Origin of the sequence: Aeromonas sp. 2HA2, assembly GCF_029237345.1 — a bacterium.
Lineage (GTDB): Bacteria > Pseudomonadota > Gammaproteobacteria > Enterobacterales > Aeromonadaceae > Aeromonas > Aeromonas salmonicida.
The window spans coordinates 27647-50223 of the sequence record NZ_JAACGB010000017.1 but is presented as its reverse complement, the minus strand read 5'-3'; the positions used below and the strand labels follow the sequence as shown (position 1 = coordinate 50223).

Genomic DNA, 22577 nt, shown 5'->3' with positions numbered 1-22577 from the left:
AGAGGCCCGCGCAGGCCATTGGAGACAGGATCAACGTTTGGGGGCGCGGCCCCCGCTGTCGAGACAGGCCTGCATGGTGTCGTAGGGAACATAATGCTTGGTGCGACTGTAGTAGGTGCCGCCCTGGGGGTGGCAGATGCCATTGCGGCTCTTCTTGACCGGGGGCTCAGCCGCCAGCGCCAGGGCGCACACCAGCATCAGGCAACAGCTGACAATCCATTTGACTGCGCTCATCACTCACATCCATTCAGTGTCCGGGCCAGCAGGCCCCGCTTGCGGCCTATTTTATCCCGTCCAAGGCGTGGCAACTCCTTGCCAGATCACGAAATGAACCCTTTATTCAATCGCTTGGCTCATCTACATCCGCGATCGATACAAGATTTGCGCATCATAAAAAAGCCGGGGCAGCCCGGCTTTTTCTTCATGACAACCAGAACAAGCGGCTTAGCCGATCTTGAAGCTGCCCTTCATCATGGCGAAGTGGCCGGGGAAGGAGCAGAAGAAGGTAAGGTCTTTACCGGCAAGACCATCGGTTTTGAAGGTCACGCTGGTGCTCTCGCCGCCGCCAATCATCTTGGTGTGGGCCAGCACCCGCGGATCATCCTTGGGCAAATAGTTGTTGTCGGCACCGGCGCTCATGCCGGCGGTGGCGACAGCCTGATAGTCGGCGGTGTTCGACAACGCCCAGTTGTGGCCCATGGCGGTCACCGGCATCTTGCCGGTGTGGTTGAGGGTCACTGTCACCTCTTTGCAGGTCGCCGGTACGCTCATCTCTTTGAGGTTGTACTGCATGGCATCATTGCCTTCGATGACCAACGCGCACTCATCGGCCAGGACCGGGGCCGCCAGGGTGCTCAGAAACAGCAGGGTGATCGCCTTTTTCATCATCTTCTCCTTTGATTGGCAATAGATGGCAACACAATTGCCTCAGGCTGTGATCCACAACGGGCAAAGATGCTGTCAAAATCGACCTTATTCTACTCAAGTGTTGTCAATCGGCTATGGCTTTAGTGCAAAGCTGCGGGTCACATCACCAGATTGACCCGATGAACAATAGATATTGAGTTTGAATGAATACGCGTCGGTCTCGTCACCGGCCCACCTGTGTTTAATTTTGTCCGCGATTTTGTGCGCCAGACCCTCGCCACCCGCCAACCTCTTGGCTAAGCTGGCGACCCTGTGGCACAACGCCCTGTTTGAGATAGAGATCTTGCTTATGTCGTTCACCTCTGTATCGGCCCTGCGCGGCCTGCTGTTACCTCTGGTGCTGATGTTGACCGCCTGCCAGCCGGCCCCCACCCAGACCCGCATTCAGGGTCAAACCATGGGGACCTACTATGTGGTGACGGTGAACGACCCCTATCCGGGGGGTGAAGCAGCACTGCAAGGTGAGGTTGATACCCTGCTGACGCGGATGAACAAGGAGATCTCCACCTATGACAAGAGCTCCCTCATCTCCCGTTTCAACCAGGGGCCAGCCAACCAGCCCATGATGATCCCGCCTGCCATGGCCATCATAGTGCAGCAGGGCATTGATACGGGTCATCTCACTCATGGCAAGCTGGATGTCACCATAGGTCCGCTGGTCAACCTGTGGGGATTCGGGCCGGACATGCGCCCGCTCAAAAAACCCAGTGATGTACAGATCGCCAAGGCGCGTCAAAAGGTGGGTATCGACAAACTGACCCTGACCCCGCGGGGGGACCACTTCCTGCTCAGCAAGGCCATCCCGGATCTCTACCTCGATCTCTCTACCTTGGGGGAAGGCGCCGCCTCGGATGAAATTGCCGTGTTGCTTGAGAGCAGGGGAGTCCACAACTACCTCATCGAGGTGGCGGGCGCAGTGCGCAGCAAAGGTCACAACAACAAGGGCAAGCCCTGGCGCGTCGCCATTGTCAAGCCGGCGGATCAACCCGGCGCCTTCTCCGATGTTGTAACCCCCAATGGCATGGCCCTCAGCACCGCAGGCAGCTATCGCAACTACTACGAGCTCGATGGCCAGCGTTACTCCCACATTATCGACCCGGAAACAGGCGCCCCCGTGACCCACAAGCTGGTCTCCGCCAGCGTGATGGCCAACACAGCGCTGGAAGCCGATGCCCTCGATACAGCGCTCATGGTGATGGGGCCTGAGCAGGCTATGGCCTTCGCCAAAGCACACCAGCTGGCGGCCTATCTCATCATCAAGACGGAGCAGGGCTTTACCGCTAAATTCACTCCCCAGTTTGCCCCTTATCTGGTGCAAGAAAAGCCATAAGCCGTATGGCCCCGCTGAAAAACAGCGGGGCCTGCCCATGTTAAATTGCCTGTCTGCGCGCTTTGGTGGCACACTTCTGTTATCCGCCCGTAGCGCCTTGACCCTGACAGATGCAGACACCTGACACCGAACCAGAGAAAAAAGCCCCGCCCAAGCCCAAGCGCATCTTGCTGGTCAACGAACAGCGATCCTTTCAGGTGATGATGAAGGCCATGCTGATCAACCTGGGCATCAACCGCATTACCTACGTCAATGCGGCCGAGGAGGCCCGGCGCCGCTGTCAGAAAGAGACCTTTGACATCTATCTGCTCGACTACGAACTGGGGGGCGGCGAGAACGGGCGTCAACTGCTGGAAAGCCTGCGGGATCAGCATCTCATCCCCCCCCAGAGCGTGGTGATCATGGTGAGCGCTGACAGCTCCCGCGCCATGGTGCTGAGTGCGCTGGAGGCCGAGCCCGACGAATACCTGATGAAGCCTTTCTCCCAGGAACAGTTTTCGTTTCGCCTCAAGCGTGCCCTCGCCCGCCGCCAGGCGCTGGAGAGCGTCTTCACCGCTCTTGCCAAGGACGATCTGCCTGCTCTGCTGACCGTCTGTGCAGAACGGGCCGATGCGGTGCCCCGCTTTGCCAACTTCTGCCGCTGCCTGCAAGCCGATACCCAGCTCAAGCTGGGGCAGGCCAAGGAGGCGCGCAGCCTGATGCGCCAACTGCTGGCCGGGCAAGAGAACAGCTGGGCCCGGCTGACGCTGGGCAAGGCGTGCCACACCCTGGGCCTGAACGAGGAGGCCGTGAGCCACCTGCAGGCTACCCTCAAGAATACCCCGCTGATGGTGGAGGCCCACATGTGGCTGGCAGAATCCCAGCTGGCCCTTGGCAATAGCGAGCTGGCCCAGCAGGAGCTCAGGCGAGCGGTGGATATTTCGCCCCAGTCGGTGCAGCTCTCCCGCCGGCTGGCAGAAGTGTGCCTGCTACGCCACGACTACGCCCAGGCCAAGGATGTATTGCTCTCCCTCATCGACTTGTCGCGCAACTCCATCCATCGCACCCCCCACTATCTGGGGGCCTATATCCAGACTCTGACCCTGTACGCCCTCAACAGCAACGACAGCTACCACATCGCCAATCTGCAGAAACAGGTGAATTCGGCCCTGTCTCGCATCCGCGATTCGCTGATGATGGCGGAGTTCAACTACCCGGTGTTCGAGCAGATCTGCCAGGCCAGGGTGCAGATCGCCCTGGGGGAGCTGCTCAAGGGCAAGAAGATGCTCTATCGCGCCAACCAGAACTGGCTCGATCAACCGGCCACTATGCCCCCCAGCCTGCTGGGCGAGACCATACTGGCCCTCTACCAGCTCGGCGAATTCGAATACGCCGAGAGCCTGCAGGCACTGCTGGCGGAAGATGAAGACAGGCTGCTCACCACCTGCATCCAGGCCACCCGCGATGACAAGACAGTGCTGGAGCGGCGTCAGCGCTACCAGCAGCTCAACGATCTCGGTATCAAGGCCTATCAGAGCGGTGAGCTGGAGCAGGCCCTCGGCCACTTTCGCGAGGCCCTGCGCCGCGCTCCCGCCAATACAGGTGCTGCCCTCAACAAGATCCAGGTGCTGCTGCAACTGATGCAGAAGAATCGCAAGAGCCCGGAGTTTGGCGCCGAGTGCAAAGAGACGCTGGAGGTGCTGGACGGCATCCCCCTCAACCCCACCCAGCAGGATCGTTTTCGCAAGCTGCGTCAGGAGTTTACCCAGCTCAGCTGACCCAAGAGCGGCTCCCCTCGCCTATGCTGATACAGACTCGGCGAGGGGAGGAGAACCGCAATGGCGATGTGTCGATATCTGGTGGCGGACGGGCGTCACTGCAGCGAGGAGGCAGGGGAGCACGAGCTGTGCCGCTGGCACGATCCCCATGCTGATCATCAGGATCCCCAGACGGCGCATGAGCTGGAACACTACATTCATCAGGGCGGTCTGTGCCACGGCCTGCAACTGGCCCGTGCCAACCTGGCCGGGCTCAATCTGGTGAAGAAGGGAGCACCACAGGGCTTCTTGCTGGAGCAGTGCAACTTCTATCGGGCCAACTTGCAAGGTGCCCACCTCTACGGTATTCGCATCAAGGGCGGCAGCCTTATGAAGGCGGATCTCAGTGACGCCAACCTCCACTGCGCCGAACTCGACGACGTCAATCTGCTCGGCATCCGCTGGCACAACACCCGCCTCGACAACCTCAACACCGGCAAACGACTGATGCAGGAGCGGCGCGGACGCAGCGAGCGGGATCCGGCACAGGCCCGCATCTGGTTCAAGGAGGCGGAAGAGACCTACCGGGATCTGCGCAAAGCCTCGGAGGCGCAAGGCATCTTCACCATGTCAGGCCGCTACATACAGCGGGAGCTCACCATGCGCCGCCTGCAGTTGCCGCTCTGGTCAATCCAGAGATTCACCTCCTGGATAGTCGACCTCTTCTGCGGCTACGGCGAGGCGCCGATGCGGGTGGTGCTCTTCTCCCTGCTGCTCATCTTCATCTGCAGCATCTTCTACTTCTTCTTCGGCCTGAACTTCCAGGGTGAGCACCTTATCTACCAGCCCGGCGCCCCCTTCAAGCAAAATGCCATCTTCCTGCTCGAATGCCTCTACTACAGCGTGGTGACCTTCACTACCCTGGGGTATGGCGACTTCACTCCCGTGGGCCTGTCGCGGATCTTCGCCGCCTTCGAGGCCTTTACCGGCAGCTTCACGCTGGCGCTGTTTGTGGTGGTGTTCGTGAAAAAGATGACCCGTTGAGTGGCGCCGCCCTCCCCAGCCAGCGATGGCGCCGGGGCAAGCGCCCATGCAAGCGGGACCAAGCCGGCCCCTTAACTTGCATCCGCGGCGGATTCCTAGTCCAATAGCGACTTATAAAAATGACATGAGCATCCCGGACATGAAGATCATCTCTTTTAATATCAATGGCCTGCGCGCCCGCCTTCATCAGCTGCAAGCCATCATCGACAAACACCAGCCGGATGTGATCGGCCTGCAGGAGATCAAGGTACACGACGAGGCCTTCCCGCTGGCAGACGTGGAAGCCATGGGCTATCACGTGGAATTCCACGGTCAGAAGGCCCATTACGGGGTGGCCATCATGAGCAAGCAGAAGCCGGTCGAGGTACAAAAAGGCTTCCCTACCGATCCGGAAGATGCCCAGCGCCGCATGATCATGGCGACCTTCAAACGGGAGGATGGCTCCCTCATCAAGGTGATGAACGGCTATTTCCCGCAAGGGGAGAACCAGGATCACGAGACCAAGTTCCCGGCCAAGCAGAAGTTCTACGAGGACTTGCAGCACTATCTGGAAACTCACCACACCCCGAATGATCAACTCGTGCTGATCGGCGATGTGAATATCTCCCCCACGGATCTCGACATCGGCATCGGCGAGGCAAACCGCAAACGCTGGCTGCGAGAGGGCAAGTGCTCCTTCCTGCCCATCGAGCGCGAATGGATGGAGCGCCTGAAAGGGTTCGGCCTGACCGACACCTTCCGCGCAGCCAACCCCACGGAGTGCGAGCGTTTCTCCTGGTTTGACTACCGTTCAAAGGGCTTTGACGAGAACCGCGGCCTGCGCATCGATCTCATCATGGCCTCCGACGCCCTCAAGGACACAGTGACCGAGACCGGCATCGACTACGAGCTGCGCGGTATCGAAAAACCCTCCGACCACGCTCCCATCTGGGCCACATTCGCCTGATCCCGGTAGCCTGGCATCCTGTCGCCCCTGACCCTGAGCCCCCGCCGATGCGGGGGCTTTTGTGTTCGCAATTCCGCCATTTCTTAATCCATATAAACTCTTTGACAGAGGGGGCTTGCCACGCCTTGACCTTCACCTTTCGGCAAGGTTTACATTCGGCCCATCTGTCGCAGGGAAACCACCCATGTTGTCATCGAGATTGCCCACAGTGCTCATCGCCCGGCTGTTGCTGGGGCTGCTGCTCGTCTGCAATCTCACCCTCTGCATTAGCTGGCATGGCGCCACGGTCGACGAAGGCGCTGCCCAGTCCCCGGATGCCATGATGATCATGAGCGGCAGCGCCGAGACCTCCCCGGCCATGCAGAGCCTCCCCTGCCACGATGGCCAGGCCAGCACCCAGAGCCAGGATGACTGCCAGATGCACGGCGGCCTCACCTCGCCAACCGGGGCCGGCTTGCCACTGCTGGCCGCGCTGCTGACCCTGCTCGTTCTCCCTTTGTTGCTGCTGCCCCATCTGGGGGTCGCCAGCCATCTGTTCGATCACTGGCTGCGGGATCCCTTCCTGCGTAGCCGTGGCACTCATCCCCCCTCCTGGCCCCGCCGACATCTGATGCTGTCGGTACTGCGCCACTAGAAGGATCTTCTCCCGTGCATGGGACAAGGCTGACCTTGCCCAACACTGCACGTCCTTGCCTGACCCTGTGACGGCTGGCACCGCCAGCAATAGCAGGGAACCGTGCGTCCGCTGACTCGTCAGCAACGCCCCGTTTGCCGCCCAGCCTGTGTGATCTGCTGCGATAGATGCAGCAACCAGACGCTCGTTATGCGTCTGTCACCATCACAAGCCGGCGGCCTGACAGAAGAGAAGATGCATATGTCATCTGCCCGATTGACCGAGCCTGTTGCCGCTCACCCTTGCACCATTAGCGCCCGCCTGATGCAGGTCGGAGGTTCCCTATGAGCCATAAATCAAGCCAAAAGCTGCTTGTCTCAGCCCTGCTGCTGGTCCTCGGGGCCGGTGGCGGCTACTGGGCCGCCAAACAGACTGGCGACGGTGCAACCGCCAAAGAGAAGACGCCCCTTTACTGGGTCAACCCCATGGATCCGCGCGACAAGCGCGATGGCCCGGCCAAGGACAACATGGGGATGGACTTTATCCCCGTCTATGAGGAGCAAAAAAGCGGCTCGCCGGGCACAGTCACCATCAGCCCCGAGATCCAGCAGAACCTGGGGGTGCGGCTAGCCAAAGTGGAGCGACTGCCCATCCACCAGCAGATCGAGACAGTGGGTTACGTCGGCTATGACGAAGATCGGCTGGAGGCCATCAACGCCCGCATGGCGGGCTGGATCCGCACCCTCGCCATCAAGAGCGAGGGGCAGAAGGTGGCCAAAGGCGCCCTGCTCTACGAGATCTACGCGCCGGATCTGGTCAACGCCCAGCACGAGTACCTGCTCGCCCTCAACACAGCCAACCCGCTGCTGCTGCGCGCCGCCGAGGGCAAGCTCAAGTCCCTGCAGGTGCCGGCGGATCAAATTGTCGCCCTCAAACGCAGCCGTCAGGTGCGTGAAACCATTGGCATCTATGCCCCGAGCAGCGGTTATGTCTCGGAGCTCAAGGTGCGCGAGGGTCAGTATGTGGAGCCCGCCGCCGCCCTGTTCAACATCAGCACCCTGCAGCAGGTGTGGGTGAGCGCCGAGGTGTTCGAGCGCCAGGCCGCACAGCTGAAAGTGGGGGATCCGGTCACCATGACCCTGGACTACGCCCCGGGCCGCCGCTGGCAGGGCCGGGTGGATTACCTCTACCCAACCCTGGATGCCGCTACCCGCACCCTCAAGGTGCGGCTGCGCGTTGACAACCCGGACGAGTTTTTGAAACCCAATATGTTCGCCAAGGTGAGTATTCGCACCGGCGAGGGTGAGCCCCAAGTGGTGGTACCGAGCGAAGCCGTGATCCGCACCGGCAACCAGAACCGGCTGGTATTGGCGTTGGGGGATGGCAACTTCAAGTCGGTGGCCGTCACTCTGGGCCTTCAGTTTGGCGACAAGGTGGCCATCAAGGCAGGGGTAGAGGCTGGGGATAGCATAGTCCGCTCGGCCCAGTTCCTCCTCGACTCCGAATCGGCCATCGATTCGGACTTCCAGCGCATGACGGCGGTGCGCCCGGCGCAGGTGTGGACTCAAGGGACTGTGCAAAGCATGGATCTGGCCAGCCGCACCCTGATGGTGGCCCACCCGCCCATCCCCCAGTGGCAGTGGCCTGCCATGGAGATGGAGTTCACCGTCGCCGAAGGAGTCGATATCAGCAAACTGGCCGAGGGGCAAAGCCTCCATCTGCAGGTGATGCAGGAGGGGGATGAGTACCGCATCACCACCATCCATCAGGAGAGTGCCAAGGAAAGTGCACCGGCCACCGGCCACGCTCCGGAGCAGGCAACAGATGAGATGGAAGGCATGGATCCTAGCCAGCACGGTATGGGGGCCAAGCCATGATCCCCTCGCTTATTCGCTACGTTGCCGACAACCAAGCTCCGCGCTCTGCGCAACATGAGCAAGGAGCCAGATCATGATCCCTGCCATTATTCGCTGGTCCGTGGGCAACCGCTTTCTGGTGCTGCTGTTGACCGTCATGCTCACCGCCTGGGGGCTCTGGTCGGTGAAACAGACCCCGGTGGATGCCCTGCCGGACCTCTCTGACGTTCAGGTGATCATCAAGACGGCCTACCCGGGGCAGGCCCCCCAGGTGGTGGAGGATCAGGTGACCTACCCGCTCACCACCGCCATGCTGGCGGTGCCGGGAGCCACCACGGTGCGCGGCTACTCCTTCTTCGGCGACTCCTTCGTCTATGTGCTGTTTGACGACAACACGGATCTCTATTGGGCCCGCGCCCGGGTGCTGGAGTATTTGAGCCAGGTCGCCCCCAATCTGCCGGCCGAGGCGAAACCCCAGCTCGGCCCCGATGCCACCGGTGTGGGTTGGGTCTATCAGTACGCCCTGGTGGACAGAACCGGCAAGCATGACTTGAGCGAGCTTACCTCCCTGCAGAACTGGTTCCTCAAGTACGAGCTGCAAACCGTCAATGGCGTCTCCGAGGTCGCCACCGTCGGCGGCATGGTGCGCCAGTATCAGGTACGGGTCGACCCGGACAAGCTACGCGCCTACGGCATTCCGCTCTCCCTTATCGAAACCGCCATCCAGCAGGGCAATCAGGAGACCGGCGCTTCCGTCATCGAGATGGCGGAAGCGGAGTACATGGTGCGCTCCAATGGCTATTTGAAGAGCGTCGACGACCTCAAGCAGATCCCGCTTGGCACCACTGTGCGCGGCGCCCCGCTGCTGCTCGGCGATGTGGCGGATGTGGTCACCGGCCCCCAGATGCGGCGCGGTATCGCCGAGCTCAACGGCGAAGGGGAAGTGGTGGGCGGCATCATCGTCATGCGCTATGGCGAGAATGCCCAGCACACCATAGACGGGGTCAAGGCGCGGCTGGCGGAGCTGAAAAGCAGCCTGCCGGAAGGGGTAGAAGTGGTCACTGTCTACGACAGATCCGACCTTATCCAGCGCGCCATCGACAACCTCTCCGGCAAGCTGCTGGAGGAGTTCGCCGTGGTGGTGCTGGTCTGTCTGGCCTTCCTGTTCCATCTGCGCTCGTCGCTGGTGGTGGTCATCACCTTGCCCATCGCCATTCTGGTGGCCTTTATCGTCATGCACCTGCAGGGGATCAACGCCAACATCATGTCGCTGGGGGGCATTGCCATCGCCATCGGCGCCATGGTGGACGGCGCCATTGTGATGATCGAGAACGTCCACAAACATATGGAGCGGGAGGCACTCACCGACAAGAACCGCTGGCGCATCATCACGGAGGCGAGCATAGAAGTGGGGCCCGCCATCTTCTTCTCCCTGCTCATCATCACAATGAGCTTTTTGCCGGTGTTTGCGCTGGAGGCGCAGGAGGGGCGGATGTTCCATCCGCTCGCCTACACCAAGACCTACGCCATGGCGGCCGCCGCGGCACTCGCCATCACCCTCGTTCCAGTCATGATGGGCTATTTTATTCGCGGCAAGGTGCTGGCCGAGCAGGCCAATCCTCTCAACCGTGGCTTGAGCCAGGCCTATATACCGCTGCTGAAAGCCGTGCTGGCGCGCCCCAAAACCACTCTAGCAATCGCCGCCATGGTGACGGTGGCGGGCTTCTGGCCACTCCAGTATCTGGGCTCGGAGTTCATTCCGCCCCTCGATGAGGGGGACATAATGTACATGCCCACCACAGCGGCCAATATCTCGGTGGGCAAGGCGCGGGAGATCCTGCAGCAGACCGACAAGCTCATTCGCACCGTGCCCGAGGTGCAGAACGTGTTCGGCAAGGCGGGGCGCGCCGAGACCGCCACAGACCCAGCCGATCTGGTGATGATGGAAACCAGCATCCAGCTCAAGCCCCGCGACCAGTGGCGCCCCGGCATGACGCCGGAGAAGCTGAAAGAGGAGCTCGACTCCCTCATCCGCTTCCCCGGCCTCACCAACGCCTGGGTGCCTCCCATCAAGACTCGCATCGACATGCTGGCCACCGGCATCAAGACCCCGGTCGGCATCAAGATAGCGGGGCCCGACCTCAAGGTCATTCAGCAAGTCGGCCAGCATCTGGAGCAGATCGTCGGCAAGGTGGAGGGCGCTGCATCCGTCTACGCCGAGCGGGTGGCGGGTGGCCGCTACGTCAAGGTGGATATAGACCGGCTCAAAGCGGCCCGCTACGGCCTCAATATCGCCGATGTGCAGGCGGTGCTCGCCACCGCTGTGGGCGGCATGGAGGTGGGCCAGACCATAGAGGGGCGCGAGCGCTACCCCATCAACCTGCGCTACCCCCAGAGCTATCGCGACTCGGTGGCCAGCCTGGAGCTGCTGCCGGTGGTCACGCCGAGCGGCGCACGTATCGCGCTGGCGGACGTGGCCCGGGTCTACATCAGTGACGAAGCCCCCATGTTGCGCAGCGAGAACGCGCGCCTGAACGGCTGGGTCTACGTGGATATTCGCGGCCGCGACATCGGCTCTTTTGTGGCAGAGGCCAAGGCCGAGGTGAGCAAGCAACTGGTGCTGCCGGCGGGCTACGCCCTCACCTGGTCGGGTCAGTATGAATACATGGAGCGGGCCAAGGCACGCCTCGCCTACGTGGTGCCATTGACCGTCGCCATTATCGTGCTGTTGCTCTATCTGGCGTTTCGCCGCTTCCAGGAGGTGCTGCTCATTCTCACCACCTTGCCGCTCGCGGTAGTGGGCGGGATCTGGACCCTCTGGCTGCTCGACTTCAACCTCTCGGTGGCGGTGGGGGTGGGCTTTATCGCCCTGGCCGGGGTGGCGGTGGAGACAGGCGTGCTGATGCTGGTCTACCTCAACCACGCCTGGGATGAGCTGGTGGCGAGCGGCAATCCGGACAAGGCGGGTCTGCACCGGGCAGTGATCCACGGCGCCGCCCTGCGCCTGCGCCCCAAGATGATGACGGTAGTCACCATCATCGCCGGCCTCTTGCCCATCATGTGGAGCCAGGGCACCGGCTCCGAGGTGATGCAGCGCATCGCCGCGCCGATGATCGGCGGCATGGTGAGCGCCCTGGTGCTGACCCTGCTGGTGTTGCCAGCCGCCTACTACCTGTGGCGCAGCCACAGCCTTGGCAAGCAGGCAGACCAAGAAGCCGACTAACCCTTTTGCAATCAACGAAGTGTTTGAATCAATCACGAGGAAAAGACCATGAACTACAAGACATTTGCAATGACATTGCTGCTCGGCCTTGCCTCTCTCCAGGCCCGGGCCGAAATGACCATGAGCCACGAGGGGCACGATATGGCCCAGATGGAGGGGATGGATATGCAGGCGACGGGAGAGAACGCGATGACCAAGGGGATCATCAGCCGTATCGACGAGGCCAGCGGCAAGGTGGGCATCAAACACGAGGCCATCACCAACCTCAAAATGCCCCCCATGACAATGGTGTTCCTGCTGGCCGATCCGGCCCTGACCAAGGGGCTAAAGGTCGGAGATACGGTGCGCTTTCACGCCGAAAACCCGGCTGGCAAGCTGACAGTCACCCAGCTGCAAAAACAGTGAATTGACGGACAAGATAAACGGCGGGACTCTCCATCCCGCCGTTTATCTTGAGGTGCGTTTGGGCACCTCGTCAGTGAGCATGCTGCCTGGACATTGCGGTCAGCGCAGTGCCGCCTGCAACCAGCCAGCAAGCGCATCCAGCTCGGCTTGCCGAGCCGGGAAATCGGTCTTCAGTTGCCCGAGCAGCGCGGCGATGGCGTCGCTGCGATAGGCCACGCCCACCAGCCGCTGGGCCAATGCATCCAATGGGGCCGGATCCAGGCTGTCGCTGAAGATCTGCGCCCGACCTATGATCCCCTTCTCCACATCGAAATGCAGCTCCACCCCGCCCCAGTCGAAGCGCTCGTCCAGCTGATGGGTGAACGCAGGCGCATGACCAAAATTCCACTCCCAGCTGCGCTGGCGGGCGAAAGTGTCGGCAAAGCCGGGCAAGTCCGGCAATTGGATCGGGGAGATATGCTCGGGGGAGACGCGCGCACCGTAGTGGGCGAAGAAGGCCTCAATGAGCGCATGACTCACCTGCTGATGTTCGAGCCCGGGCAGCAACTCGCACAGGTTGGCTACCCGACTGCGTACCGAGCTGATCCCCTTGGCGGCCAGCTTCTTGGGGTCGGGATTGAGGTAATTGGTGAGGCGGCTCAAGTCTGCATCGAGCAGCAGGGTACCATGATGGAAACCGCGATCATGGGTCTCCCGATAGGCCGAGCCAGACACCTTGCGATCCCCGTCCTGGGTGGCCACCAGCAGGTCGTTGCGCCCGGAAGCAAAGGCATTCACCCCGAGCAGCTTGAGCGCATCGAGCACTATGGCGGTGGAGATGCTCTTGTCATAGCCCGGCTTGCCCGCCATGAAGGTGAAGCAGCTGTTGCCAAGGTCGTGAAACACGGCGCCCCCTCCACTGCTGCGCCTGGCCAGGGTCACGCCATCCTCTTCCATGCGGCGGGTATTGCACTCCTTCCACGGGTTCTGGGCACGGCCAATCACCACTGTATTGGCGTTACGCCACAGAAACAGTACCCGCTGGTTCGGGTCCATCTGCCGGAAGATGCACTCCTCCACCGCCAGGTTGAACAGGGGATCGTGAGAGTCGGAAACTAGCAGACGCAGAGCAGTCATGGGCAGGCCTTTATCGAGTCAATAGCGGGCCGATATTACCACTTTCTTTCTCACCTGCAGTCTTCAACCAGGCCAGGTTGTGGCCATAGACCATCAAAAATTGACAAGAATGACGCCAAAAGCACCGATACGGTCACAACCGTGCAAAAATCCCCCCTGACCGAGGGATTGACACTTGCAGCATGAGAGAAATTGCCCGACGCTAGCCATAGATACATCACCAGGCGGCCTTACTTGAGCTTACCCCCTGCATTTTTCCATTGCTCGGGCCGGCATATTGGCCCTTTGCTCATGCCGTTGCTGCTGATCATACTGGCCTGTCTGCCGGCCAGAGTCGCGGCACAGGATCCGATTGTTTTACAGTTGAAGTGGCATCATCAGTTCCAGTTTGCCGGCTACTATGCGGCCATCGCCCAGGGCTATTACCGGGATGCAGGGCTCGATGTCAGGCTCAGAGAGGCCGGCCCGGGCACGGACGTGGTCGACGAAGTTGTCTCGGGACGCGCCCATTATGGAGTCGGCAGCAGTGACTTGCTGCTGGATCGCCAGCGCGGCCAACCTGTCGTGGTCCTGGCTACCCCGTTTCAACACTCCCCTCTGGTGCTGCTGGCCCGTGCCGATATCGACAACGTGCATGATCTCGTTGGCCGCCGTCTGATGCTGGAATATCACTCCGAAGAGCTGATCGCCTACCTGCAACACGAAGGGGTTGCTCTTGGGTTGCTCCATCGCCAGCCCCATACCCTGAGTGCAGATGCGCTAATTCGGGGCGAAGTGGAAGCCATGAGCGCCTACAACACGGATGAAACCTACACATTGCAGCAAAGCGGTGTGCCCTATCAGACCTTTACTCCCCGCAGCGCCGGTATCGACTTCTACGGTGACAACCTGTTTACCTCCGAGCGTGAATTGCGCGACCACGGGGCGAGAGTCAGAGCCTTTCGCGAAGCCAGCCTCAAGGGCTGGCGTTACGCCATGCTGCATCCCGAAGAGGTGGTAGCCTGGATCCTCACCCAATATCCGGCGACCAATAATCCGGCCCTGGACCGCAGCAAGCTGCTGTTTGAAGCCAAGCAGATGCAGCCGCTGATCCGCGCCGATCTGGTGGAGATGGGCTACATGTATCCCGGCCGCTGGCAACACATAGCGCAAACCTATATGGACCTCGGCCTGCTCACTGCCATGCCGGATCTGGATAGTTTCCTCTACAGCCAGCAGGAAGAGAGAGCGCACCAACAGCAGTTGATGATCTATCAGGGCATCGCCATCGGCCTGCTGGTCACCGCCTTCCTATTGATATTGCTTATGATCTTCCTGCGTCTCAACCGCCGTCTGCGGGAAGAGAGCAAGGCACGCCATCAGCTAAGCCAGGAGATAGCCGACAACGAGCGCCACTTCCGCTTCATCACGGAGAACAGTGCCGACGTCATCTGGACCATGGATATCCAGAGTGGTCGCTTCACCTACCTGAGCCCGTCGGTGCAGCACTTGCGTGGTTTCACCGTCGAGGAGGTGCTGGCCCAGACGGGCGAGGAGTTGATGACGGCTGAATCTGCCGACCGCATCGCCCGCCAGATGAAGGAGTCGCTGGCAACCTGGGCGGCGGGGGATCACATCAATACCAAGCGAGTCACCCTGGTGGATCAGCCTCACAAGGATGGGCGCCTCATTCACACAGAAGTGGTGACCACACTGCATGCCGACAAAGATGGCAACCCCGTCTCTGTGCTCGGCGTAACCCGGGACATCAGCGATCGCAAAGCCAGCGAGGAGATGATGCGCCAGCTCGCTTTTTATGATCCCCTCACTCACCTGCCCAACCGTCGTCTGCTACAAGACAGGCTGCAACACTCACTGCAACAGGCGGACGGAAAGCCGCTTGCCCTGCTGTTCATCGATCTCGACCACTTCAAGCCGGTCAACGATCAGCATGGGCACGAGGCAGGCGACTGGCTGCTGGCCACCGTCGCCAAGCGCATGCTGCACTGTGTGCGGGAGGGGGACACGGTCGCCCGGATCGGCGGGGATGAATTCATGGTGCTGCTGCCCGAAATAACGGGAGAAACGGGGGCCATCGCCATCGCCGAGGCCATCCACCAGAGTCTCAACCAGACCTTTGCCATGACAGATGCGCTCCATTTCCATATCTCAAGCTGCATCGGTGTGGCCCTCTATCCGCAGCACGGCACCACCCAGAAGCAGTTGATGAATCACGGCGATCAGGCCATGTATCAGGCCAAGGAGGCGGGGCGCAACCGCATCCAGCTGTTCACGCCCCAGATGGCGGGCGGGATCACGCGAGAGGCAGCCAACCAGATGCAGCTGGGCTGGAAACAGAGCCACGACTGCGGCCACCCGCAGATCGATGATGACCATCGCCAGCTGTTTGCCCTGGCCAACCAGTTGCTCAACGGTGTGCTGACCATGGAAGAGGATACAGACCAGTTTCATCAAAACTTCGAGGCCCTACTGGCCCTGGCCGCCCGCCACTTCAACAATGAAGAGGCCATTTTGGCCAAGCTGGAGTACGCAGAGCTGGACACTCACCGTCAGGAGCATCAAAAGCTGCTCCGTCGGGCCGACAGCCTTTATCAGGCGGCCCGCACTGGCGAGCTGACCAGCCTCACCCTGCTGGAATTTGTGTTGCAGGATCTGGTGCTGGGTCACATGGTCAAGCAGGACAAACGCTATTTCCCGCTGCTGAAGGCCAGCATGCAGGAAGAGGCCCTCCTCTCGCCCGATGGCCCCCTCGCCTCTCCCCCGCCCGGTCTGGTGAAACACTGAAAGCACTGGCCGCGCTCTGCTCCCGTCAAACACGCCGCGCCATCAGGCTGTAGTAGAGCAGCGGTATTACCACCAGGGTGAGCAAGGTGGAGACCAGAATGCCGAAAATAAGGCTGATGGCCAGCCCGTTGAAGATGGGATCATCGAGGATAAACAGGGCCCCGATCATCGCCGCCAGCGCCGTCAGCATGATGGGTTTGGCCCGCACCTGCGCCGCTTCGATCACTGCCTGCTCGAACGCCACTCCGGCGCGGCGCTGCTGCTCGATAAAGTCCACCAGCAGTATGCTGTTGCGCACTATGATCCCGGCCAGGGCGATCATCCCGATCATCGAGGTGGCCGTAAACTGGGCCCCCAGCAGCGCGTGGCCCGGCATCACCCCGATGAGGGTGAGCGGAATGGGGGCCATGATGATGAGCGGCACCAGATAGGAGCGGAACTGGGCCACCACCAGCAGGTAGATGAGGATCATCCCCACCCCGTAGGCGATACCCATGTCGCGAAAGGTCTCGTAGGTTACCTTCCACTCCCCGTCCCACAACAGCGCTACCTCCCCCAGTTTGTCGGGCTGCTGCACGTAATATTGGGGCAAGTCGATGTCAGCTCCGGCGGCAAACATGCCGTAGAGCGGGCTGTCGGTATGGCCGCCCATGTCGGCCACCACCATCACCATGGGTTGCATGTTCTTGTGCATGATATAGCTGGGAGCCACCTCGTCTTTGCGACTCACCAGCTCGGAGACCCTGATGAGCTGGCCACTCTGGCTGCGCACCTTGAGGGCCAGCACACCCGCCAGATCCCGTTTGTCACCGGGGGCAAGCTCGATGCGGATCGGCACCGGATATTTGGCGCCGTGCCCCTGCAGCCAGCTGGCATCCTGATAGCCCACCCCGCCATTGAGGCTGCTAACCAGATCCCCGAGATCGATCCCGAGCAGGGCCGCTTTGCTGCGATCCACCACCAGCCGCCACTTGGGCTGCGGGTCGGTCAGATAGATGTCGACATCCACCAGATCCGCCGTGGCCACAAAACGGGCCTGAACGGCGCGCGCGGCTGCTTCGCGGGCGGCCGGTGTCGGGCCATACACTTCTGCGACTATGGGTGACCAGACCGGCGGGCCGGGGGGAACCTCCACCACCTTGAAGTTCCCCCCCACCGCACTGGCGATAGCCTGCAGCGGCGCCCGAACCGATTGGGCAATCTGGTGACTGCTGCGATCCCGCTCATGCTTGTCCACCAGATTGACCTGAATATCCCCCACGTTGGCGCCGCTGCGGATAAAGTAGTGGCGCACCAGGCCATTGAAATTGATGGGGGCAGCGGTGCCGGCGTAGATCTGGTAATCCTTCACCTCCGGCACCTTGGCAAGCTCCCGCCCAACCGCCAGCAGGGTGCGCTCGGTCTGCTCCAGAGTTGCCCCCTCAGGCATATCGAGCACCAGCTGGAATTCCGACTTGTTGTCAAAGGGGAGCATCTTGAGCACAACCCACTGCACCACCGGCATGGCGGTGGCGGCCCCGACCAACAGCAACACCACCAGCCAGAGTTTGCGTCTGGCACGCTTGGCACCATCACCGATCAGGAAAGGGGTCATCAGCCGGTGAAAGAGGCCGGCCTTGGCCTCGCCGTGGGCACCGTGCACCTCCCCCTTGAGCAAATGGCTCGCCAGCCAGGGGGAGAAGATAAAAGCCACCAGCAGAGAGATCAGCATCCCCATGCTGGCATTGATGGGGATGGGGCTCATGTAGGGGCCCATCAGGCCGCTGACAAAGGCCATCGGCAGCAGGGCCGCGATCACGGTCAGGGTCGCCAGTATGGTCGGCCCCCCCACCTCGTCCACCGCCCCCGGAATAAGATCCTTGAGCGCCCCCTTGCCCAGACCGCGATGGCGGTGGATGTTCTCCACCACGACTATGGCGTCATCCACCAGAATGCCGATGGAGAAGATCAGCGCAAACAGCGACACCCGGTTGAGGGTAAAGCCCCAGGCCCAGCTGGCAAACAGGGTCAGTGCCAGGGTGATGACGATGGCAACGCCCACTACCAGCGCCTCGCGCCAGCCCATGCTCACCAGTACCAGCAGCACCACCGCAGTGGTGGCAAAAATCAGCTTGCCGATGAGGGTGTTGGATTTGGTCTCGGCGGTGACGCCGTAGTCACGGGTCACCGTCACCTCGACCCCGGCAGGGATCAATCGGTTCTGTAAACTCTCGACCCGCGCCTCCACCCGCTTGGCCACATCGACCGCGTTCTGGCCCGGCTGCTTGCCGATGGCCAGGGTCACCGCCGGATAACTGGCTTGCCCTTTCCCCATCCAGCTGCGCTTGGTCGGGGTCTCCTGACCCAGAGAAACCTTTGCCACATCCCCCAGGTAGACCGGCTTGCCGTCGTGCAGCCCCACTACCAGCTCGCGGGCCTCCTGCTCGCTTTGCAGGAACTGCCCCACCTGCACCTTAATCTCACTGTTGTCCTGCTCGATAGCCTGTGTCGGGCCCACCTGATTGGCGGCCGCAAGTCGCTGGCTCAGCTCGCCCCAGCTGATGCCGTGGGCGCTCAGGGTCGCCGGATCCGGCATCACCCGCAGCACGGCGCTCTGGCTGCCCAGCGTGTAAATATCGCGGGTACCGGGAATGCGCTTGAGTTCGGTCTCCAGTTCATGGGCGACCCGAGTCAGCTCGGGTGCACCCAGCTGCTTGCTCCCATCTTTGCTCCATAAGGTCAGACTGACGATGGGGACATCATCGATCCCCCGGGGTTTCACCAGTGGCTGACCGACCCCGATCCCCTGTGGCAGCCAGTCGCGGTTGGAGTCGAGCTGGTTGTTGAGATCGACAATAGCCTGCTCGCGGCTCACACCCACCTTGAACACCACTACCAGCAGGGCGCCATCGGGTTGGGAAAAAGAGTAGAGGGTATCGATCCCCTTTATCTGGGAGACCACCTGCTCGGCAGGGGTTGTGACGAGGGATTCCACCTGCGCCGGGCTGGCTCCTGGGAAGGGGATATAGACATCGGCGAAGGTGACATCGATCTGCGGCTCCTCCTCCTTGGGGGTCACCAACACCGCAAACAGGCCGAGCAGCAGCCCCACCAGCGCCAGCAGCGGGGTGATGGCCGAGCCCTGAAACAGCGCCGCCAGCCGACCGGCAGGTCCCAGTCTCCCCTTGTTGCCGTTCAGCTCGCTACTCATGGGCCAGCTCCTGCTGCTGCGCCCAGGCATCGGGGGCCAACTTGTCACCGGCTTGCAGCCCTGCCAGGATCTCGCACTGCCCCGCCAAGCAGTGGCCGACCCGCACCGGCGTCAGGGCCCAGCCAGCAGGCTGCTGCAGATAGACGCCGTTGAACTCCCCTTGCCGCAGCAAGGCGCGATCCGGCACCTGCAACACCTGACGCTCACCCTGCTTGAGCTGTACCTTGAGCCACATGCCGGGCAATACCCCGGCAGTTTGCGGCGGCAAGTCGAGGCGCAACCTGAAGGCGTGGCTCTGGCTGTCGGCATAGTTGAAGCGGGTCAGTTTGACCGGGGTAACAGGCTTGCCATCCGGCAGCAGCACCTGCACGTCCGCAGGCTCGCGAGCAAGCGTCAGGGCGGATTGGGGCAACTCCACCTCCACCCGCAAGGTGTCGAGGGAGAAGCCCGACAGCAGCGGGGTACCGGGGGCGACCGTCTCCCCCAGCTCCACCAACCGTTTGGTCACCACACCGGCGTAGGGGGCCAGAATGCGGGTATAACCGTAGGCCTCGCGGGCCTGGGTGAGGGCCGCATCGGCCGCATTCACCTCGGCGCGGGCGGCACGATCTGAGGCCTCAGCATTGTCGAGCTGGGCGCGGGTGATCACCCCCTTGGCAATCAGTGCCTGAAAGCGGGCGAGCTGGCGCTCGGCCTCCACCTGCTGGGCCTGCGCCCGCGCCAGTCGCGCCTGCGCACCCGTGACGGCGGCAAACTGCTCCTTGCCGCTGATCTCGAGCAGGGGTTGCCCCGCCTGCACCTCGTCGTTCACATCCACCAGCATACGGGAGACCCGGCCGCTGGTCTGGGCCGCCACCGTCCCCTGATTAATGGCACTGACGGTGCCATCCAGCATCAGCCAGTCGGTTACCAGCTGCGGCGACAGAGTAAACGAGGTCAGGGTTTCTGCCTCCCCGGCCAGCGCCAGGGTGGATGTCATGACCAGCAAGGTGGCCCCCGGCAACCGAAAATGCTTCATGATAACCTCCCTCCTTGGTGCTGCGGTTCAGTACGCCAGCGGTTCACGTTACAGGATCAGGCGATGGGAGATGGCTGCACCTTCACCCATACCCGATTCAATCCCTTATCAACCAGCAAGATCCCGGCCACCATGCTTGCCACAAACAACAATATCATGGGCTGACCGCTGGAAATGAGACTCAAGGCTGGCCCCGGGCAGATGCCAACCAGCCCCCAGCCGATACCAAACAGGGCCGACCCTGCGATGAGGCGGCGATCCACTTGCCGGAGCTGGCCGAACTGGTATGGCTCATCGAGCAGGCTGCGGCTGCTCGGTTTGACCAACAGCTGGTAGCCCGGCATGAACACCAGCAAGGCGCCCCCCATCACGAAGGCCAGGCTGGGATCCCAGGCCCCTGCCAGGTCGAGAAAACCGATGACACGGGCCGGATCCACCATGCCGGAGATGGCCAGACCGAGCCCGAACAAGAGACCAGCGAGCAGACTGATAAAGAGTTTCATCTCATTACCTCGTTACAACAGATGCAGGGTGACAAACACCGTCATGAAACCGGCCGCCATAAAGATGAGGGTGGCAAAGAGGGAGCGCACCGAGAGCCGCCCCATACCGCAGATACCGTGACCACTGGTGCAGCCATTACCAAGACGGGTACCCATACCCACCAGCAGACCCGCCAGCGCGACCAGTGGCCAGGTCGGCAGAGCGCTGAATCTCGGCATCCGGGCCCAGCCCAGGCTGAACGCCAACCAGGCGCCCGCCCCCAGTCCCAACAAAAACAGCCAGCGCCAGGCATGCCTGTGCTGCAAAGCTCCCGCCAGAATGCCGCTGATCCCGGCCACACGACCATTGAACAGCATCAACATCAGGGCGGAGAGCCCCACCAGCATGCCCCCGGACAGGGCAAGCAACCATTGGGTTTCAAACATCAAGACACCTCATCCTCTTGGGAGTGACAAAAATGGGTTTGCAACACGGCCAGCACATCCGCCGCCGCCCCGTTTGCCAGCGAGTAGTAGATCTGCTGGGCAACCTTGCGCGATCGGATCAGGCCGCTACGCCTGAGCACCGCCAGTTGCTGGGAAAAGGCTGACTGCCCCAACTTGCTGTGGGCCAACAACTCGCCGACCCCCTTCTCCCCATCAATCAGCTGACAGAGCACCATCAATCGCTCTGGATGGGCCAGCGCCTTGAGCAGGGCTGCTGCCTCGCTTGCGTGGCGGGTCATCTCATCGAAAGGGGCCATAGGCATAAATTAGTAGTTGCTTATATTTGGTTTTATTCTATAAATAAAATCTAAATTAGCAACTTCTAATTTTATACCTTCGTAACCAGCCGGATAAACAACCAAGGAGCAAGATATGCCTGTTGATAACGGAGTGAGAATCGTGGCGGGAAGCATGCTGTTGCTGTCACTGGCGTTGACCCAATGGGTCCATCCGGGCTTTTTCTGGCTGAGTGTCTTTGTCGGGGTCAACCTGATCCAGAGCGCTTTCACCGGTTTCTGCCCTGCCGCCATGGTACTGCGCAGGCTGGGTTGTCGCTGATGTAGCCAAATGGCTCACATTATTGACAAACTTGTATCTAAATGTTGCTGAAGGAGGATAGGGCTTTACCTCATCGCTCTGGATGAGTACCATCTGGCCGTTCATCAACAGCGGAGACCATCAGTGGGCAATTCATCAAGTGACAGTTGTAGGCCGACCCTCATCGTCGGCACCCAGGTCGCGAGATAGCCGCAGGTCTTCCTCTGCCGCGTTCTCGCAACTCTGCGAGAAGCGGAAATCCACTCCCCTCTTCTCTGTTTTTACACTTGACGTCAGGTGACTCGTGGCCAATGGCCCAGGACACCTTGCCTGCATAGTTTCTGCTTCCCACAAGGAGGCTGCTATGCGTTTTATTTCAACCAAATCTGGGTCCACCCAGGCTCACCCCCTGCTGAGCAAGCTGGGCCGTGGTCTGCTGCCACTCTGGCTGCGTGGCAAGCCGAGTCAGCACCACTACCGGTTGCAGATCCGCTGCCAGGATCGCGCCGACATGGAGCAGGTACTCGACATGGTGAGCCACACACTGCAACCAGCAGGGCTGCATCCCATGCAATCCCTGAGACCTGGGCGCAGTGGTGGTCGGGAGCTGGTGCTCAACCTGCACTGCACCCCGCCCCAGCGCCGGTATCTGGTGCAGTTCGTGCACCAGGTCGGGGTAGCCCACCCGGTACGCTGGGAGCTGCGCCCCCGGCGTGATGCCGAGCCAGTGCTCAACTGACAGCTATCAGGTGAATCCGGGGCCAGCCATGCTGGCCCCTCTCCATTGATCCGGCACCTTGCCCATCGCCTCCCATTGAGCGCCTGAGCATCCGGCTCTGTGCGACCCGGACGTCCGTTTTCAT

At 61.3% G+C, this 22577-nt stretch carries 19 protein-coding genes; 11 read left to right on the top strand and 8 right to left on the bottom strand.

Features of this window, described 5'->3' with window-relative positions; genetic code table 11:
- Nucleotides 1-30: 30 nt before the first annotated feature.
- Nucleotides 31-234, bottom strand: a complete 204-nt coding sequence (locus tag GWQ29_RS18700; RefSeq protein WP_021138030.1) for a hypothetical protein — start codon at nt 232-234, stop codon at nt 31-33.
- Between the two features lie 210 nt (nt 235-444).
- Nucleotides 445-885 (bottom strand): azurin, encoded by a 441-nt coding sequence (gene azu / locus GWQ29_RS18695; protein ID WP_005312677.1) that lies wholly within the window; start codon nt 883-885, stop codon nt 445-447.
- A 331-nt stretch (nt 886-1216) separates the two neighbouring features.
- Between azu and GWQ29_RS18690 the strand changes: the two genes are divergently transcribed.
- The 8 genes from GWQ29_RS18690 (at nt 1217) to GWQ29_RS18655 (ending at nt 12080) form a co-directional block, all read left to right on the top strand.
- A complete protein-coding gene (locus GWQ29_RS18690; RefSeq protein WP_275920052.1) occupies nt 1217-2257 on the top strand; it encodes an FAD:protein FMN transferase in 1041 nt (346 codons plus the stop codon).
- A 110-nt stretch (nt 2258-2367) separates the two neighbouring features.
- Entirely contained in the window at nt 2368-4014 is a 1647-nt protein-coding gene (locus GWQ29_RS18685) for a tetratricopeptide repeat-containing response regulator (protein WP_169046508.1), read from the top strand.
- A 60-nt stretch (nt 4015-4074) separates the two neighbouring features.
- Nucleotides 4075-5037 (top strand): ion channel, encoded by a 963-nt coding sequence (locus tag GWQ29_RS18680; protein ID WP_275920051.1) that lies wholly within the window; start codon nt 4075-4077, stop codon nt 5035-5037.
- A gap of 139 nt (nt 5038-5176) precedes the next feature.
- Nucleotides 5177-5983 carry an exodeoxyribonuclease III gene (gene xthA / locus GWQ29_RS18675; RefSeq protein WP_021138035.1) on the top strand — a complete coding sequence of 269 codons (807 nt, stop codon included), beginning with the start codon at nt 5177-5179 and terminating at the stop codon, nt 5981-5983.
- Nucleotides 5984-6167: 184 nt separating this feature from the next.
- On the top strand, nt 6168-6617 hold the full coding sequence (locus tag GWQ29_RS18670) for a hypothetical protein (protein ID WP_169046510.1): 450 nt from the start codon (nt 6168-6170) through the stop codon (nt 6615-6617).
- A 323-nt stretch (nt 6618-6940) separates the two neighbouring features.
- The gene (locus GWQ29_RS18665) at nt 6941-8473 is read left to right on the top strand and encodes an efflux RND transporter periplasmic adaptor subunit (protein ID WP_275920050.1); all 1533 of its coding nucleotides are present in this window, start codon (nt 6941-6943) and stop codon (nt 8471-8473) included.
- 73 nt (nt 8474-8546) lie between these two features.
- A complete protein-coding gene (locus GWQ29_RS18660; protein ID WP_275920049.1) occupies nt 8547-11675 on the top strand; it encodes an efflux RND transporter permease subunit in 3129 nt (1042 codons plus the stop codon).
- Nucleotides 11676-11723: 48 nt separating this feature from the next.
- On the top strand, nt 11724-12080 hold the full coding sequence (locus GWQ29_RS18655; protein ID WP_275920048.1) for a copper-binding protein: 357 nt from the start codon (nt 11724-11726) through the stop codon (nt 12078-12080).
- 99 nt (nt 12081-12179) lie between these two features.
- Here GWQ29_RS18655 and GWQ29_RS18650 read toward each other — a convergent pair whose 3' ends face one another.
- Complete coding sequence (locus tag GWQ29_RS18650; protein ID WP_275920047.1) at nt 12180-13196, bottom strand: lipoate--protein ligase A; 1017 nt, start codon at nt 13194-13196, stop codon at nt 12180-12182.
- 291 nt (nt 13197-13487) lie between these two features.
- On the opposite strand from GWQ29_RS18650, the gene GWQ29_RS18645 reads away from it, so the two are divergent.
- On the top strand, nt 13488-15980 hold the full coding sequence (locus GWQ29_RS18645; RefSeq protein WP_275920046.1) for a diguanylate cyclase: 2493 nt from the start codon (nt 13488-13490) through the stop codon (nt 15978-15980).
- Nucleotides 15981-16005: 25 nt separating this feature from the next.
- Here the strand turns inward: GWQ29_RS18645 and GWQ29_RS18640 are convergent, their stop codons facing one another.
- Genes GWQ29_RS18640 through GWQ29_RS18620 form a run of 5 tightly spaced genes read right to left on the bottom strand, consistent with a single transcriptional unit; the run spans nt 16006 to nt 21434 of the window.
- Nucleotides 16006-19170: an efflux RND transporter permease subunit gene (locus tag GWQ29_RS18640; protein WP_275920045.1), complete on the bottom strand. Its 3165-nt coding sequence runs from the start codon at nt 19168-19170 to the stop codon at nt 16006-16008.
- Nucleotides 19163-20188: an efflux RND transporter periplasmic adaptor subunit gene (locus tag GWQ29_RS18635; protein ID WP_275920044.1), complete on the bottom strand. Its 1026-nt coding sequence runs from the start codon at nt 20186-20188 to the stop codon at nt 19163-19165. The genes GWQ29_RS18640 and GWQ29_RS18635 overlap by 8 nt, the downstream gene beginning before the upstream one ends.
- A 56-nt stretch (nt 20189-20244) precedes the next feature.
- Nucleotides 20245-20691: a YeeE/YedE family protein gene (locus tag GWQ29_RS18630; RefSeq protein WP_059168662.1), complete on the bottom strand. Its 447-nt coding sequence runs from the start codon at nt 20689-20691 to the stop codon at nt 20245-20247.
- A gap of 12 nt (nt 20692-20703) precedes the next feature.
- Entirely contained in the window at nt 20704-21117 is a 414-nt protein-coding gene (locus GWQ29_RS18625; RefSeq protein ID WP_275920043.1) for a YeeE/YedE thiosulfate transporter family protein, read from the bottom strand.
- Nucleotides 21117-21434, bottom strand: coding sequence for a metalloregulator ArsR/SmtB family transcription factor (locus GWQ29_RS18620; protein WP_005312624.1), 318 nt, complete (start codon nt 21432-21434; stop codon nt 21117-21119). The genes GWQ29_RS18625 and GWQ29_RS18620 overlap by 1 nt, the downstream gene beginning before the upstream one ends.
- Nucleotides 21435-21549: 115 nt before the next feature.
- Here GWQ29_RS18620 and GWQ29_RS18615 point away from each other — a divergent pair, with 115 nt between their 5' ends.
- The gene (locus GWQ29_RS18615) at nt 21550-21735 is read left to right on the top strand and encodes a DUF2892 domain-containing protein (RefSeq protein ID WP_275920042.1); all 186 of its coding nucleotides are present in this window, start codon (nt 21550-21552) and stop codon (nt 21733-21735) included.
- A gap of 343 nt (nt 21736-22078) precedes the next feature.
- A complete protein-coding gene (locus tag GWQ29_RS18610; protein WP_021138050.1) occupies nt 22079-22453 on the top strand; it encodes a hypothetical protein in 375 nt (124 codons plus the stop codon).
- The last annotated feature ends 124 nt before the right edge of the window (nt 22454-22577 follow it).